Below are 15390 nucleotides of genomic sequence, written 5' to 3'. Positions count from 1 at the left end.
GGACCAAGAGGTTCCCCTCTGGTCCATCTTTGTCAAGCAGCTTCGATTAGAAGCCGCCCATGCCGCCCATGTCGCCCATGCCGCCAGGCATGCCGGCCGGAGCTGCGCCCTTCGGCTCAGGCTTGTCGGCGATAACCGCTTCGGTCGTCAGGAACATAGCCGCTACGGAAGCAGCGTTCTGAAGCGCGGAGCGAGTTACCTTCACCGGATCGATGATGCCGGCGTCGAACATGTTGACCCATTCGCCGGAAGCGGCGTTGTAGCCGATGCCGACTTCTTCCTTCTTCAGGCGCTCGACGATAACGGAGCCTTCTTGGCCGGCGTTGGCAGCGATCGTGCGGATCGGCTCTTCCAGCGAGCGAAGGATGATGTTGACGCCCGTCTTCTCGTCGCCTTCCGCTTGTACTGCGGCAACGGCGTTGTATACGTTAACGAGTGCGGTACCGCCGCCGGAGACGATGCCTTCTTCAACCGCGGCGCGGGTTGCGTTCAGGGCGTCTTCGATGCGCAGCTTGCGCTCTTTGAGTTCGGTTTCGGTCGCTGCGCCAACCTTGATGACGGCTACGCCGCCGGCAAGCTTAGCCAGACGCTCTTGCAGCTTCTCGCGATCGAAATCGGAAGTCGTTTCTTCGATTTGAGTCTTGATTTGGCTAACGCGAGCCTTGATGTCGCTAGGATCGCCGGCGCCGTCAACGATGATCGTGTTCTCCTTGTTGACGCGAACTTGGCGAGCCGTACCGAGCTGCTGGATCGAAGTGGACTTCAGCTCGAGGCCGAGCTCTTCGGTGATCACTTGGCCGCCGGTCAGAGCCGCGATGTCTTGCAGCATAGCCTTGCGGCGATCGCCGAAGCCAGGAGCCTTAACGGCTACGCAAGTGAACGTGCCGCGCAGACGGTTGACGATCAGGGTAGCTTGAGCTTCGCCTTCTACGTCTTCCGCGATGATCAGCAGCTGCTTGCCGGATTGAACGACCTTCTCCAGAACCGGAAGGATCTCTTGGATGTTGGAGATCTTCTTGTCGGTGATCAGGATGTAAGGATTGTCGAGAACGGCTTCCATCTTGTCCGTGTCCGTGATCATGTACGGGGATACATAACCGCGGTCGAACTGCATGCCTTCCACGACTTCGAGCTCGGTGTTGAAGCCCTTGGACTCTTCGACGGTGATGACGCCGTCCTTGCCTACTTTGTCCATCGCGTCGGCGATCAGTTGGCCGACTTCGTCGTCCGCGGCGGAGATCGCGGCGACTTGGGCGATGTTGCTGCTGCCGGCAACTTCCTTGGAGATCTTCTTCAGCTCTTCGACGGCAGCCTTAACCGCCTTGTCGATGCCCTTGCGAACGACCATCGGGTTCGCGCCCGCGGTAACGTTCTTCAGGCCTTCGCGAATCATCGCTTGAGCCAGAACCGTAGCGGTCGTCGTGCCGTCGCCGGCTACGTCGTTCGTCTTCGTTGCGACTTCCTTAACGAGCTGCGCGCCCATGTTCTCGAATGCGTCTTCGAGCTCGATCTCCTTCGCGATCGTAACCCCGTCGTTCGTGATCAGCGGGGATCCGAACTTCTTCTCCAGAACGACGTTGCGTCCCTTCGGTCCAAGCGTTACTTTAACAGCGTTGGCAAGCGTGTCGACACCGCGGAGCATCGCGCGGCGCGCGTCTTCGCTGAATTTAATTTCCTTAGCCATTTCGGTTACCCTCCTCGATAATGTGTTTCCTTGCGTTACGTATTCCCGGTGATGCTTATGTCGTCAGCTCCCGTCGGCGATTAGCCCACGATCGCGTGAATGTCGCTTTCCTTCATAATCAAGTACTCTTTGCCTTCATACTTGATTTCGGTTCCTGCGTATTTGGAGAACAGTACACGGTCTCCCACTTTGACTTCAAGCGCTACGCGAGCACCGTCTTTATTCAGCGAGCCGCTGCCCACCGCGACAATGGTTCCTTCTTGCGGCTTCTCCTTAGCCGTGTCCGGCAGGACGATTCCGCTTGCGGTTTTTTCTTCCTTGGCACTCGCTTCTACAAGTACGCGATCACCCAAAGGTTTGATCATGAAAATAGCCTCCTTTGTGAATAGGTTGAATGTTTATAGGGGATTCCCCCATTTTGTTAGCACTCGTTAATGTGAAGTGCTAATAACCAACTATTATGATACTGATTTTGCTAAAGCATTTCAAGCCCTTTTCCGTTAAAAAAAGCAGACCCGATGATCTCGCGGGTCCGCTCCGTTCGCGCTCGTCCTTCCATTCTATCCCAAGCCCATTCAAATCATTCAAGTACGGTAGTGCCCCGCCATCGCCTTCAGCCTGGAAGCCATCTCGCTCAGCTTGTCCGCCGTCTCCGCCATGGCCCCGCTGGACGAGGATTGCTGCTGCGACATGGAAGCGACCTGCTCCGTGAAGGAGGCCGTCTCCTCCGTTACCCGGCCGATCTCCTGAATAGACATAACGACCGATTCGCTGCCCGCCGACATCTGCTCGATGGAGGCCGCCGCTTCGATGATATTGCTGCTGAGCGTGCTGACGTCGCCGACGATCTCGCTGAACGACTCCTCCGCCCGCTTCATCCCCGAGACGGCCCCATAGACTTGCTCGGAGCTCTGCTCGAACTTCGACGCCGCGCTGGAGATATCCAGCGACATCGCCTGCAGCGTGTCCCCGATCTGAACGGCGGACTGCTGCGTCTGGTCGGCGAGCTTGCGAATCTCTCCCGCGACGACGGCGAAGCCTCTGCCATGCTCTCCGGCTCTCGCGGCTTCGATCGCCGCGTTGAGAGCGAGCAGATGGGTCTGGTTGGACACCTCGGAGATATAGCCGATGACCTCGAGCACCTGCTCGGACTTCTGGTTCAAGCTTCTCACCATCTGCTGAAGCGACCGGAAGGACGATTCCACTTCGCCGATGTCCCTGGTGGCCTGCTGCAGCAGCACCGCTCCCCCTTCCGCCCGGCTGCGGGTGGAGACGGCCGCGTCCGACGCTCCCGTCGTCGTCGCGGCGACTTGCCCCAGCCCTTCGCGAGTCTCCTGCATCACCGCCGAGATCTGCTGGGACTTCGCCACTTGGGTGACCGCACCCGAGGCGACCTTCTCCACCGCCCGGGACACTTCGCCGCTGACTCTCGCGTTCTCGTCGGCGCCTTGCTTCAGCTGGATCGCCGCCGCCGCCAGCTCGGCCGTGCTGCCCCGCAGCTCCTTCATCAGCTTCTGCAAGCTGTCCAGCATCGCGTTGGCCGCGCTAGCGAGATCGCCGACCTCGTCGCCCGTTTGAACGACGATCCGGCGAGTCAGGTCTCCTCCGTTCGGGGACGAGATGTTCTTCAGAGCCCCCGTAATGCTTCCGATCTGGTCGATCACCGAACGATTCAGGTAGCGAACGCCAAGGCCGACCGCGGCGATGCATGCCGCCGCGATAACCGCGATCAAGATGCCGAGCATCCGATTCGACGACGTGTTCACCCCGACAATGACAAGCCCCGCGATAACCAATTGCAGCAAGCTCACTCCCAGGAACAGCAACAGCGCTTTTTTGCCCAATCCCATACCCGACTTCCGCATTCCATCTTCCCCCTCCGACATTAGGCCGCAAGACTTGTTTTCCCGAAACCGAAAGATAAATTAAGCCTATATGTAAACGCTACCATAGTTGTGTTTTCTAGTGTACCATAAAATGAAACAAATGGAATATCGAAAAAAAGACAAGCCCGTCGTTTTCGAGAATCGGGGCAGGCAAAATGTCGTTTAAGCAAGAAAAACCCGCAAGTCTCCGGCCCAGCGGGTCGTAAACTTGCGGGTATCTTTGGCGCCGATGGCCTACGTTCTTGCCGCCGCGCGATATTCTTCTTCGTCCTCCAGCTCCCGCGCCCTTAGCTTGGCTTCCCGCTGCTTGAAGGCAAGCGTGGAGAGGAAAACGCTGACTTCATACAGAATGACGAGCGGAAGCGCGACAAGCAGGTCGGAAATGACGTCCGGAGGCGTAATGACCGTGCCCACCAGTACCATGAGGAACCAGGCGATCTTGCGGATTTTCTTCAGAACGACGGGATTCAGGATCCCTATTCTCGTTAGGAAGAGGAGAACGACGGGCAATTCGAACAAAACGCCGAGCGGAAACACGATATTGAACATAAACGAGAAGTACTGGGTTACCCCGTACATCGGCTCGATTCCCATGCTGTCCGTAATGCCTTCCGTGAAGCTGTAGGCCATCGGGAACACGATAAAATAGGCGAAAGCCAACCCGGCCAAGAACATGAAGAACGCGGCGGGAACGTAGCGCAGCGTCGCCCTCTGCTCCTTGCGGCCGAGCGCCGGCTTGACGAAAGCCCATAGCTGGAAGATCGCGGTCGGAATCGCCGCGACGAAGGAGACGATGAACGCCAGCTTCATATATAATCCGATGGCGTCCCAAGGAGAGAACGCATGCAGCTCGATGCGTCCCGCCGGCGTCTCTTCCATCAGGTAATCGAAGATCGGCTTCGCGCAGAACAATCCGCCCGCGACGCCGAGAACGAGCACGATCAACACGATAAAGACTCTTTTGCGAAGCTCGCCGATGTGCGACATCACCGGCATCCAGCCCGCTTCTCCGGAAGCCTGTGCGGTGTCCGTGCGATCCGTCGCCATGCGCATACCTCCCCTACGAACAATTCCCCCAAAAGTGACGCAAAGCTCTGTAGTTGATTCCGATTCCTTTTGGGGGAGCTCCCGGTTTATCTACAAGAAATCGCTTCGCCTTATTTCCTATGCAACAAACAATCAGGGCGGCTTCTGAGGCAAGCCGCCCTCGTCATCAATCTTGGAAAATTATTCCGGAAGACGCCGTTCCGCCTTCGGCTGCTCGGCTTCCTGCGCGTTCACTTCGACGCGCCTCGGAGCCGCCGCGGAATCGTCTTCCATGAGACCGTTCGCGCCTCGCTTGAATTCGCGAAGGGTCTTGCCGAAAGCCTTGCCCAGCTCGGGCAGCTTGTTGGGTCCGAACAAAAGCAATGCGACGATCACGAGCAGAATGAATCCTGTAGCGCCGATGCCACCCATCGTTACGCCTCCTATTCCTACACTTAGGTGATAGCTAGCTTATGAATACCATTATAGCCTTGTTTAGGAGCGGTGCAACCCGCCGTATCCCATTCCGACGATATCCTCGCGTCCGATGACGTCCCCCGCCAATACCCGAGGCAGCAGCACGTCAAAGGACGTGTACGGATCATGCATGACGCAGCCGGGCAATCCGAAGATCGGAACGCCCTTCAAATAACCGAACAGAAGCATGGAGCCCGGCAGCATCGGAGTTCCGTAGCTGACGATGTCCGTCCCCGCATCCGCGATCGCGCCGGGAGTGCGGTCGTCCGGATCGACGGACATGCCCCCGGTCACCAATATCATATCATACCCTTGCTCTAGAAAATAGTGAATATGGCCGACAATCGTCTCGCGATCGTCCGGCGCAAAGCGCTGCTCCGCCACCTCGGAACCGTATTCCGCCAGCTTGCGGACGACGGCCGGGCCGAACTTGTCCTGGATCCTTCCGTGGAACACTTCGCTTCCCGTCGTCAGAAGTCCCGCCCGCAGCTTGCGCATCGGACGGACCGCGAGCGGCGCCGAGCCTTCCCGCTCCCGGTATTCGGAGGCGATTCTCTCGACCTCCGCGACCTTGGCTTCCGGTACGACGAGCGGAATCGCGCGGGTTGCCGCGATAGACTCTCCCTCCCGCACGACGAGGTGATTCAGGACCGTCGCCAAGGCGATATCGCCGATGGCGTTGATCCGGTCGACGACCGGCTTCGCTACCTGCGCCAGGCCGTGAATCGCGGACTTGAGGGCCACCTTGCCTTCATGCGGTTCTCCGTAAGTCAAGTTCTCGCCGGCCAGCGCCGCCGCCATGCGGAGAGCGGCATCGTCCTCGTGCAGATCGCCCTCCGCCAGCTCCATGACGTAAAGATGCTCCTTGCCGATATCCTTCAGCTTGGGAATGTCTTCTTCCGTTACCCGATGCCCTTTGCGGAAAAGCCTGCCTTTGAACCGACCCGGCAAGATCTGGGTCAGATCGTGCGCGAGAGCGAGTCCGACGGCTTCTTCCACTTTCACTTCGCGAAGCAGGGTGTTCCCGAGCTTCTTCCCTTCGCCGCTGCCCGCGCGGTTAGCCGTCATACGTCAATATCCCTCCCAAGCCCTTTTACTTGAAGCAAAGCGGAAGGAATCATGTCCATGATCGCCATCAGCGACTCGGTCACGCCCTTCGGATCGCCGGGAAGATTGATGATCAGCGTATTCGCCCGTATCGCGACGACTCCGCGGAACAGCATCGCCCTCCGCGTCCGCTGCATCGCCGCCGCGCGAATGGCCTCCGCCATGCCCGGCACGGTTCTCTCGGACACCATCAGAGTCGCTTCCGGCGTCACGTCCCTAAGCCCGAGACCGGTCCCCCCCGTCGTCAGAACGAGATCCGCTTGGAAATAATCGACCATCTCGATAAGCGCGGCTTGAATCTCGTCCTTCTCGTCCGGTACGACCCGATAATCGACGATCTCCCCCTCGAGCTCCTCTTCCACGAGCTCCCGAATGACTTGTGCGCTCGTATCCTCCCGCTCTCCCCGGGAGCCCTTATCGCTTGCCGACAACAAGGCAACCTTCCAAAACATGCCAGTCCCTCCTCCCAAAAATGCGCAGGTCTATCTCTCTTTTTTTACTCAGCGGGGCGATCCGCCATCGCGTAGTCGCCGCTCTTGCCGCCCGTCTTCGACACCAGCCGGGTCGGTCCGATCTCCATATCCTTCTGGAGCGCCTTGCACATATCGTAAACGGTAAGGGCGACAGCCGAGACCGCCGTGAGGGCTTCCATCTCGACTCCCGTCTTGCCGGTCGTCTTCACTTCCGCCGCGATATACAACGTATCCTTGCCGTTATCGGAGAAGGTGACGTTTACTCCCGTTAGAGGCAGAGGATGGCACATCGGAATCCAATCCGACGTGCGCTTGGCCGCCTGAATTCCGGCTACCTGCGCGACCGCCAGCACGTCCCCTTTGGCGACCTTTCCCTCGAGGATTCGCGCAAGCGTCTCTTCGTTCATCTTCACTTTTGTCTCGGCCGTCGCCGTCCGGGCCGTAACCGGCTTATCGGAGACGTCCACCATGACCGCGCGGCCTTGCTCGTTAAAATGAGTCAGCTTATCCATTCCTTCTCCTCCTGTCGTACCATCGGATTCCGTTCTCCGTCGCCAGTCCGTCCAGCGGGAGATCGTGATCCTCCTTGGGCAGCCGCTCCTTCGAGAGCTGCGCGCCGAAGGCGAATCCAATCCATATCGTAGATTCGGCAGAACGAGCGTTCTTCCTTCTTACATCGTATAATCGATCGTAAAATCCTCCGCCATAGCCGAGCCTTCCCCCGAACTCGTCGAAGGCGAGGCCCGGAACCAGGATCAAGTCGACCGCTTCTTCTATCGGGTATAGCTCGGTGCGGGCCGGATCCGGCTCGGGAACCCCCCAGCGGCCGGTCCCCCAAGAACCGGGGCCGTCGAGCCTTCGGAGCTCCATCCCTTGGCCGTCGCCCGTAACCCGGGTCGCGAGTACAAGGTGGCCGTCTTCCCGGCAACGGTCCGCCAGCCGGGAAGGATTCGCTTCGGAGCGAAAGGCGCCGTACAGGCACACCGTAAGCTTACTGCCTCGTTCCGCCCGCAGCGGCTCGAGCACGTCTCTCAGGACGGAGTCGCAGACCGCTTCCGACAGGCTGGACCGAAGCTCGGACGGAACGGAGTCTCTCGCTGCCGCCGCCGATTGCCGAAGAGCCTTCTTAAGAGCTTCTGCCCGCGCGAGGTCCATCGTTCGGTCCCTCTTTCTCGATGTAGGTATAGGTAGTTTAAGTTTATCATTATTTGTCCAATTTCGCCAAGAAATCGCTTGGGTCCGGCGATTCCGCCCAGACCGGCTTTTGGACGAAGGCGCGTTTTTGCGCTACACTGGAATGAAGCTCATTCCTATGAAAATTCAGTCTGTCGGAGGGATTCCTCTTGCTATTGCAAGCATCTGGCATAACGAAACATTACGGGGTCACCCCGGTACTCGAAGGGTTGTCCCTTCTTATTAATGAAAGAGACCGTATCGGCCTCGTCGGCGTCAACGGAGCGGGCAAGTCTACCTTTCTTCGCATCCTGGCGGGCGAGCTGACCGCCGATTCCGGCTCCGTCTCGAAGCCGCGCGAGGTCAAAATCGGCTATTTGGCGCAGAACAGCAGCTTCGACGGGCGAATGACGATTCAAGAGGTCATGTACGACGCCTTCGGTCCCCTGCTCGAACAAGAGCGGGAGCTTCGGAGATTGGAAGAGAGAATGGCCGACCCGGCCGAACAGGAGGATGCCGCGCGGTACGAAGCGCTGCTCGGCCAATACGCCGACAAGAACGACCGGTTCCGCGACGCGGGCGGCTTCGAGATGGACACGAGGATCCGCAGCGTCCTGCACGGAATGGGCTTCGGCGACTTCCCGCGCGGCACTCCGGTCGGAAGCCTTAGCGGAGGCCAGCGGACGAGGCTGGCGCTGGCGCGTCTTCTCGTCGTTCAGCCGGAGCTGCTGCTTCTCGACGAGCCTACCAACCATCTGGACATCGCGACTTTGACCTGGCTGGAGCAATATTTGCGAACGTACTCCGGCGCCATGGTCATCGTCTCTCACGACCGTTACTTCCTGGATGCGACGGTCACCTCGATCGTGGAGATCGAACGTCATCAGGCTACCCGTTATACCGGCAACTATACCCGTTTCATGGAACAGAAGGCCGCGGACTTCGCCCAACGGGTCAAGCTCTACGAGCAGCAGAAGAAAGAAATCGCCCGAATGGAGGACTTCATCCAGCGCAATCTCGTGAGAGCGACGACCACGCGCCGCGCCCAGAGCCGCCGCAATGCGTTGGAGCGGATCGAGAGACTGGAGAAGCCGGGCACGTTGAAGCAAGCCAGCTTCTCCTTCACGACCGAGCGCCGCACCGGCAAGGATGTGCTTCAGGTGTCCGAAGCGTCCGCTTCTCCGTCCGAGGAGCTCGCTCCGCTGTTTAAGGGCGTCAGCTTCGAAGCGAAACGAGGCGAGCGCATCGCCCTGCTCGGACCGAACGGCATCGGCAAGACGACGCTGCTTAAGGCGCTGGTCGGATCGTTGCCGCTTCGCAAAGGAACGATTCGCTGGGGAACCGGCGTCATGCTCGGCTACTACGACCAGGAGCAGAAGCAGCTGAACAAAGCCAACACGGTGCTGGAGGAGGTGTGGAGCGAATACCCGATGCTTCCCGAAGCGGAGATTCGAACCGTCCTGGGCAACTTCCTGTTCAGCGGGGAAGACGTCAAAAAGACGGTCGGATCCTTAAGCGGCGGAGAGAAAGCGCGAGTAGCCCTCTCCAAGCTCATGCTGCGCAAAGCGAACGTGTTGGTACTGGACGAACCGACCAACCATCTGGACCTATGGAGCCGCGAAGTGCTCGAAGCCGCTTTGGAGGAATATGACGGAACGCTGCTGTTCGTTTCTCACGACCGTTACTTCCTCAATCGCCTGGCGGATCGGATCGTCGAACTTCATCCGGAAGGCGCGAAGCATTTCCTGGGCAATTACGATGATATGGTCGCGAAGAAACAGGAGCTCGAGCAATGGCGTGCCGAAGCGGCCTCTCCGCCGCAAGCCGGCACGGCCGCCGCCTCCCCGGCGCCCGTTCAGGATTATGAGGCGGAGAAGCAGGCCAAACGGGAGGAACGCGCCAGACAGCGCAAGAAAGAGCAGGCGGAAGCCGACATCGCCCGCCTGGAAGAGGAGATTGCCGCCTTCGAGAAGGAGATGGCGCAAGAGGAAGTGTTCTCCGATTACGTCCTCCTTCGCGAGAAACAGGCAGAGGTCGACAAACGGCGACAAGCGCTCGACGAAGCCTATGAAATATGGGAATCCTTGCTGGATTGACGTCCCCGATCTCCGACGAATGTTATCCTTGGTTACGCACAGCTTTGTCCACAGCCTGTGAGCAGCGGGTTATCCCCAGAAATTGTGATTTTTTCTCGGGATAACCCGTTTCTTATAGGCTTTTTTATTATCTGAATATTAAATTTCTGACTTTTCCACCGTTTTATCCACATTGTCCACATAAAACGACAGCATCAGTTATCCCCCGTGACGTAATCCATGAAGCTTACTGCCGCAAGGAGTCTTTTGCGATGTCCACAATATGCACATGGGGTGTGGATAACTGTATCCACACCCCGTCTTGATGAATGTTAGGCGATTCTGTCGAAGATTGATTATTTTTGCAATCGCTTTCACCAGATTTCGCCACAAAGGGAGACTTTGGTCTCCGCTCCATGGGCTGAACGGCTCCGACTCTTGTCGAAAGCCATGAATTCGGCCCGGTCGCTCCCTAGCCTAAAGTCCCTCTCAGCACCGTCGCCGCCCGGCCGCTTAGCACGATCCTATTTTCCTCCGATAAACGCACTCCGACGAACCCGCTTCTCGCCGAGATCTGCTCCCCGGTCAGCCGCTTCTTGTTCAACCGCTCCGCCCAGTAAGGCCCAAGGGCGCAGAAAGCCGAACCCGTCACCGGATCCTCGTCGATGCCGATCGCCGGGTAGAAGCACCTGGCCACGAAGTCCCGCTCCGGCTTGTCGCTTGGCGCCGTCACGATAACCCCGCGGGCTTCGATCCGCTTGACGAGTCCCAGATCGGGCCGCAGCGCCGCCACCTCGGCTTCGGAACCCAGCTCGAGCACGTAGTCCGTCTGGCTTCTGCCGCAATAAAGAACGGTCGCCGGGATCGCTTGCCGGAGCTCCTCCGGACATTCGCACCGCCGCGTCTCCAATCGGGGCAAATCGAGCTCGATCGACTCGTCCGCCCGCGAGGCGACAAGCGTGCCGCTCCGGGTCCGAAAGCGCAGCCGACCGCGGCTCTCTCCCTGCTCCCACAAAATGTGGGCGGTCGCGAGCGTGGCGTGCCCGCATAAGTCGACTTCCACCTCCGGAGTGAACCATCTCAGGCGGAATTCGTCCCCTTCCGGCGCGACGAAAGCCGTCTCCGACAGGTTCATCTCCGCCGCAACCTTCTGCAGCCATTCGTCTTCCGGCCACTCTCCTTCGGGAATCAGGCAGACGGCCGCCGGGTTCCCTCGAAAGGGCGCGTTCGCGAAGGCGTCCGCTATGAACATTTTATGCATGGTCGATCTCTCCTTTTAAAATGCCTGTTATTGTCATAAACACCGGGTGGCCGCTTTCCCCGCCTTGCTGCATTCCGGCTTCTGGGGGATCCTCGCTTCCTCGAGCTCCAAGCTCCAAGCTCCAAGCTCCAAGCTCCAAGCTCCAAGCTCCAAGCGCCAAGCGCCAAGAAGATCCCGTCTGTAACGGAAATGATAGCCCTTATTTCGCTCCAAAAGCCCGTTTCTGATTTCTAACGGAATTCAGCGACCTTATTTTCGAAGAAACGGGGTAAAAACGGGTACAATGACTCAAATAAGGGCTCCTGGTTCCGTTAAAATTGCAAAGGACTGCTTTAAGCTCGAATAAGGGCTGTCAGTTCCGTTACGGGCGAGAGCAGGACGGATGTAAAGAAGACTCCCTATCCCGAATCGGGAAGGGAGTCGCGTCACCGGAAAGCTCATCCGTTAACCTGCGCATAAGCTCTCCATAGAATCGATATGCCTAAGATCAGAAGGACGATCCCCGATCCGACATTGATCGCCTTTAGCCAGCTTGCGGACAAGAATTTGCGGAATGCGGCCACCAGGGAGGACAGCGCCAGCCACCAGAGAGCGGAGCCTAAGAAAACCCCGGCAACGAGCAGCATAGGCGAGCCCGGACCCGAGCTCGAACCGGCCGCTCCCGAGAATCCCGCGAAAATACCCGCGAAGGAGATAATGGTCAGCGGATTCGCCAGCGTCAGCAGGAGCGTCGACCAATAACCGGTCCACCGTCCGGAGGCCGGTTCGCGCTCCCGCTCTCCGGAGTCGGGGGGCTTGGCGATCAGCGTTCGGTAAGCCAGAAGGCATAAAACGATCCCCCCGGGGATCCGAATCCAATCCTGCTGCTCCGCGAGGAATCCGGCGACCGCGGACAGCCCGAGCGCGGCGATACATCCGTAAATCGCGTCCGCCGTCGCGGCTCCGAGCCCGGAGAGCAGCCCCTGCAGTCTGCCGAAGGCGAGCGTGCGCTGGATGCACAGAATGCCGATCGGTCCGACCGGCGCGGCCACGGACAAACCGAGCAGCATGCCTTGCCACAATAGAGTCATCCCGTCCCTCTCCTACTCCTCGGAGTCCCTACCGGTTACTCGGTTACGACCGCCGTGCCGACCGACCAGTCCTCCAACGACAGCTGCGCTTCCGCCTTCAGATCGAGCGTGTCGAATTCGCCGCTCCTCCACTTCAGGTCCGCGGCGGCCGCGATCATCGCCGCGTTGTCGGTGCAGAGGGAATGCGGCGGGATGAGCAGCGGAAGACCCGCTTCTTCGCACAGCTCCGTCAACCGCGCGCGCAGGCCCTTGTTGGCCGCGACGCCGCCGCAGAGCAGGAGCTGGCGCACGCCGTACTCCCGCGCGGCTCTCATCGCCTTTACGGTCACTACGTCGATGACCGACTCCTGGAAGCCTCTCGCGAGCGCGTGCGCCCGGATCGGCTCGCCCTTCATGTTCGCGCGGTTGATCTCCGCGAGCACGGCGGATTTGAGGCCGCTGAAGCTGAAATCGTACGATTCCGGCTCCAGCCAAGCGCGCGGCAGCTCGATCGCGTCCTCGGCCTCGTGCGCCATCCGGTCCACGTGTGGGCCTCCCGGATACGGGAGAGACAGGGCGCGGGCGACTTTGTCGTAAGCCTCGCCGACCGCGTCGTCCCTCGTGCGGCCGACGATGCGGAAGCGGCCTTCCGACTCGAGCAGCACGAGCTCGGTATGCCCGCCCGAGACGACGAGCGCCAGCGCGGGGTACCGTATCTCCCCGATTAGCCGGTTCGCGTAAATATGCCCGGCGATATGGTGAGTGCCGATGAGCGGCACGTCCAGCGCGAGCGCCAGGCTCTTGGCGGCAACGACGCCGACCAGGAGAGCGCCGACCAGACCGGGGCCTTGCGTCACCGCGACGGCATCGATTTGCTCCGGGGAGACGCCCGCTTCCGCGATCGCTTCCTCCAGAATGACGGTTATGCTCTCGACGTGCTTGCGGGAGGCGATCTCCGGCACGACCCCGCCGAAGCGGCGATGCGTGTCGATCTGGCTGGACACGACGTTGGACAGCACCTCGGTTCCGTTCCGAACGACGGCCACGGACGTCTCGTCGCAGCTCGTCTCTATAGCTAGTAAATGATACGGACTGTTCATGCTTGCTCTCCTTCTGCCGCTCTTGACGCCCCTCGCCGATTCCCGGACCTAGCCGGAGAACCGGCCGGCTCCTGCCGGGTCCAGACCTCCGGCTCGAGATCCGCCCACATGATCAGGGCGTCCTCCATGTTGTCGGAATAATAGCCGGGGCGAATGCCGGACGGCTCGAAGCCGAACCGGCGATAGAGGCGCTGCGCGACCTCGTTCGAGACGCGCACCTCCAGCGTCATCCGCTTGGCGCCGAGCCAATGGGCGGTCTTCATCATTTCTCCGAGAAGCAGCTTCCCGAGGCCCTGCCCCTGGTAGCGTTCGCGGATCGCGATATTGGTGACGTGAGCCTCGTCCACGATCAGCCACATCCCGCCGTAGCCGAGAATGTCTCCGTCCTGCTCCATCACCATGTACTTCGCGAACATGTTCTGCTTCAGCTCGTTATGGAACGCTTCCGCCGTCCACGGGGCCGCGAATACCTCTTGCTCGATCGCGACGATGGCGTCGATATCCTCGACCTTCATGCTGCGGAATTCGAGCGTCTCGCGGCGCTCGATCGGACTCGGGTGGCTCATGTCGCACTCTCCGTTCTCGCGGCGTTCAGCTTCGCTTCCGCCTCCGTCAGCTGCGTGTAGTTCGGCACGAAGCCGTGAACGCCGTCCGTTTCGCCTCTCCGGAAGCGTTCCTCCGCCAGCAAGCCGACGGCGGCCGCGTCCATCTCCCACAGGACTTCCTGACAAAGAGCCCCCGACGCCGAGACGGCGCTATCCGGGCCCGCTCCATGAACGATTCGGTCATCGGCCTCGCCGAGCAGCTTGGCCGTCAGCTCGCCCGTCTCGCTTAGAAACCAGATCTCGCTCGGCGGCTTCTCCGATTCGGACGTCCCGGCCGACGTCTCCTCCAACCGGTCGAACCAGCCCTTGAACAACCGAATTCCATCCTCTTCGGCCCGGATCCAGGCACCGTCCTCGCGCGCGACGAAGCGCGCGTTGTACACTTGTCCCCGGCGGGCATCCATCAGCGGAACGATCCAAACGTCCCCTTGGATTCCGGTCTCCGATTCAAGCCTCTTCCTCCAGAAGCCGTAGGCCATCGCTTCGAGGCTGGAAACTCCGACGAGAGGCTTCTTCCAGATCCAAGCGAGCGTCTTGGCCGCGGTGACGGCGATTCGGACCCCGGTATAGGAGCCGGGCCCTTGGCCGACCGCGATCACGTCCAGCTTCGATGCTTCGGTGCCGCAACTCTCCAGAAGCTCCTTCATCTGCGATGTCACGTAAACCGAATGATTGCGTTCCGCGTACGACTGCGAGCGGCCGACCGTTTCGCCGTTCCGCGTGACCGCGACCGCCAGCGTGGCGGTCGAGGTGTCGAGGGCAAGCGCGGTGCAGCCTTCTGCCATGCCATTCGTTGCAAGCCCGTTCATCGTTCCGTCTCCCTCCTCGTCTTCTCCGTCATGCCAAGCTGCGCGCACCAATCCTCATAGCGTTCCCCCAGAGGCTCGCAAGTGAACCTTCTCGATTCCGGTCCGAGATGGCCGATATGCAGATGAAGCCTCTCGGCGGGCAGCAGCGGAACGATAAGCGAAGCCCACTCGACCAACGAGACGCCTTCTCCTTCGAAGTATTCGTCCAAACCGAGCTCGTCCGCCTCTTCCATCGAGAGACGATAGACATCCATATGATAGAGAGGCAATCGGCCCCCGTCGTATTCCTTAATTATAGTGAAAGTAGGGCTGTTCACGATGCCCGGAACGCCTAAGCCGGCCGCGAACGCTTGCGAGAACCTCGTTTTGCCCGCTCCCAGGTCGCCGTCCAACGCGATCACCGTGCCGGGAACCGCCAGCTTGGCCAAGCTCTCCGCAAGGCGAACCGTATCCGCTTCGCCGCGGGCGACCCACTCGTATACGCGTTCTTTCCCTTCATGGGATTGATGCTCGTCCGCCATTGCCACTCCTCCGCCTCCGTATGCTCGGCGAGAGGAACCTTGTCCCCGTGCTCCCCCGAGCGAATGCAGAAAATCCGCGGACGGACGGAGGACCGTCCAGCGCGGATGTGCGCGTTCGCGTTCGGAGGGCGTCGTCGGGACGCC

Annotated in this window: 16 protein-coding genes; 1 reads left to right on the top strand and 15 read right to left on the bottom strand. The window is 59.9% G+C overall.

What is annotated here, in order from left to right:
- Positions 1 to 46 precede the first annotated feature (46 nt).
- The 9 genes from groL to H7B67_RS04955 all read right to left on the bottom strand — a co-directional run bounded on the left by groL (position 47) and on the right by H7B67_RS04955 (position 7808).
- Positions 47 to 1684: a chaperonin GroEL gene (gene groL / locus H7B67_RS04995; RefSeq protein ID WP_185118703.1), complete on the bottom strand. Its 1638-nt coding sequence runs from the start codon at positions 1682 to 1684 to the stop codon at positions 47 to 49.
- 80 nt (positions 1685 to 1764) lie between these two features.
- Positions 1765 to 2049, bottom strand: coding sequence for a co-chaperone GroES (gene groES / locus H7B67_RS04990; RefSeq protein WP_126961006.1), 285 nt, complete (start codon positions 2047 to 2049; stop codon positions 1765 to 1767).
- 219 nt (positions 2050 to 2268) lie between these two features.
- A complete protein-coding gene (locus H7B67_RS04985) occupies positions 2269 to 3549 on the bottom strand; it encodes a methyl-accepting chemotaxis protein (RefSeq protein WP_185118702.1) in 1281 nt (426 codons plus the stop codon).
- A gap of 255 nt (positions 3550 to 3804) precedes the next feature.
- Positions 3805 to 4617 carry a twin-arginine translocase subunit TatC gene (tatC, locus tag H7B67_RS04980; RefSeq protein ID WP_185118701.1) on the bottom strand — a complete coding sequence of 271 codons (813 nt, stop codon included), beginning with the start codon at positions 4615 to 4617 and terminating at the stop codon, positions 3805 to 3807.
- Between the two features lie 180 nt (positions 4618 to 4797).
- Positions 4798 to 5028 carry a twin-arginine translocase TatA/TatE family subunit gene (gene tatA / locus H7B67_RS04975; RefSeq protein ID WP_185118700.1) on the bottom strand — a complete coding sequence of 77 codons (231 nt, stop codon included), beginning with the start codon at positions 5026 to 5028 and terminating at the stop codon, positions 4798 to 4800.
- Between the two features lie 63 nt (positions 5029 to 5091).
- Positions 5092 to 6141 (bottom strand): molybdopterin-binding protein, encoded by a 1050-nt coding sequence (locus H7B67_RS04970; RefSeq protein ID WP_185118699.1) that lies wholly within the window; start codon positions 6139 to 6141, stop codon positions 5092 to 5094.
- Entirely contained in the window at positions 6138 to 6632 is a 495-nt protein-coding gene (locus H7B67_RS04965; RefSeq protein WP_185118698.1) for a MogA/MoaB family molybdenum cofactor biosynthesis protein, read from the bottom strand. Before H7B67_RS04965 ends, H7B67_RS04970 begins: the two co-directional genes overlap by 4 nt.
- A gap of 44 nt (positions 6633 to 6676) precedes the next feature.
- The gene (gene moaC, locus H7B67_RS04960; protein ID WP_185118697.1) at positions 6677 to 7165 is read right to left on the bottom strand and encodes a cyclic pyranopterin monophosphate synthase MoaC; all 489 of its coding nucleotides are present in this window, start codon (positions 7163 to 7165) and stop codon (positions 6677 to 6679) included.
- The gene (locus tag H7B67_RS04955) at positions 7158 to 7808 is read right to left on the bottom strand and encodes a 5-formyltetrahydrofolate cyclo-ligase (RefSeq protein WP_185118696.1); all 651 of its coding nucleotides are present in this window, start codon (positions 7806 to 7808) and stop codon (positions 7158 to 7160) included. The genes moaC and H7B67_RS04955 overlap by 8 nt, the downstream gene beginning before the upstream one ends.
- Before the next feature lie 188 nt (positions 7809 to 7996).
- Here H7B67_RS04955 and H7B67_RS04950 point away from each other — a divergent pair, with 188 nt between their 5' ends.
- Positions 7997 to 9922, top strand: a complete 1926-nt coding sequence (locus tag H7B67_RS04950) for an ABC-F family ATP-binding cassette domain-containing protein (protein ID WP_185118695.1) — start codon at positions 7997 to 7999, stop codon at positions 9920 to 9922.
- Between the two features lie 451 nt (positions 9923 to 10373).
- On the opposite strand, the gene H7B67_RS04945 is transcribed toward H7B67_RS04950, so the two are convergent.
- The 6 genes from H7B67_RS04945 to tsaE all read right to left on the bottom strand — a co-directional run bounded on the left by H7B67_RS04945 (position 10374) and on the right by tsaE (position 15246).
- The gene (locus H7B67_RS04945) at positions 10374 to 11162 is read right to left on the bottom strand and encodes a PhzF family phenazine biosynthesis protein (protein ID WP_185118694.1); all 789 of its coding nucleotides are present in this window, start codon (positions 11160 to 11162) and stop codon (positions 10374 to 10376) included.
- A gap of 437 nt (positions 11163 to 11599) precedes the next feature.
- The gene (locus H7B67_RS04940; RefSeq protein ID WP_185118693.1) at positions 11600 to 12232 is read right to left on the bottom strand and encodes a LysE family translocator; all 633 of its coding nucleotides are present in this window, start codon (positions 12230 to 12232) and stop codon (positions 11600 to 11602) included.
- A 35-nt stretch (positions 12233 to 12267) separates the two neighbouring features.
- Positions 12268 to 13311, bottom strand: coding sequence for a tRNA (adenosine(37)-N6)-threonylcarbamoyltransferase complex transferase subunit TsaD (tsaD, locus tag H7B67_RS04935; protein ID WP_185118692.1), 1044 nt, complete (start codon positions 13309 to 13311; stop codon positions 12268 to 12270).
- Entirely contained in the window at positions 13308 to 13877 is a 570-nt protein-coding gene (gene rimI, locus H7B67_RS04930; protein WP_185118691.1) for a ribosomal protein S18-alanine N-acetyltransferase, read from the bottom strand. Before rimI ends, tsaD begins: the two co-directional genes overlap by 4 nt.
- The gene (gene tsaB / locus H7B67_RS04925; RefSeq protein ID WP_185118690.1) at positions 13874 to 14725 is read right to left on the bottom strand and encodes a tRNA (adenosine(37)-N6)-threonylcarbamoyltransferase complex dimerization subunit type 1 TsaB; all 852 of its coding nucleotides are present in this window, start codon (positions 14723 to 14725) and stop codon (positions 13874 to 13876) included. The genes rimI and tsaB overlap by 4 nt, the downstream gene beginning before the upstream one ends.
- Entirely contained in the window at positions 14722 to 15246 is a 525-nt protein-coding gene (tsaE, locus tag H7B67_RS04920; protein ID WP_185118689.1) for a tRNA (adenosine(37)-N6)-threonylcarbamoyltransferase complex ATPase subunit type 1 TsaE, read from the bottom strand. The genes tsaB and tsaE overlap by 4 nt, the downstream gene beginning before the upstream one ends.
- Positions 15247 to 15390 lie beyond the last annotated feature (144 nt).

This window comes from Cohnella thailandensis, assembly GCF_014212135.1.
GTDB lineage: Bacteria > Bacillota > Bacilli > Paenibacillales > Paenibacillaceae > Cohnella > Cohnella thailandensis.
The sequence above is the reverse complement of the archived record's forward strand: the minus strand, read 5'-3'. Positions and strand labels throughout refer to the sequence as shown.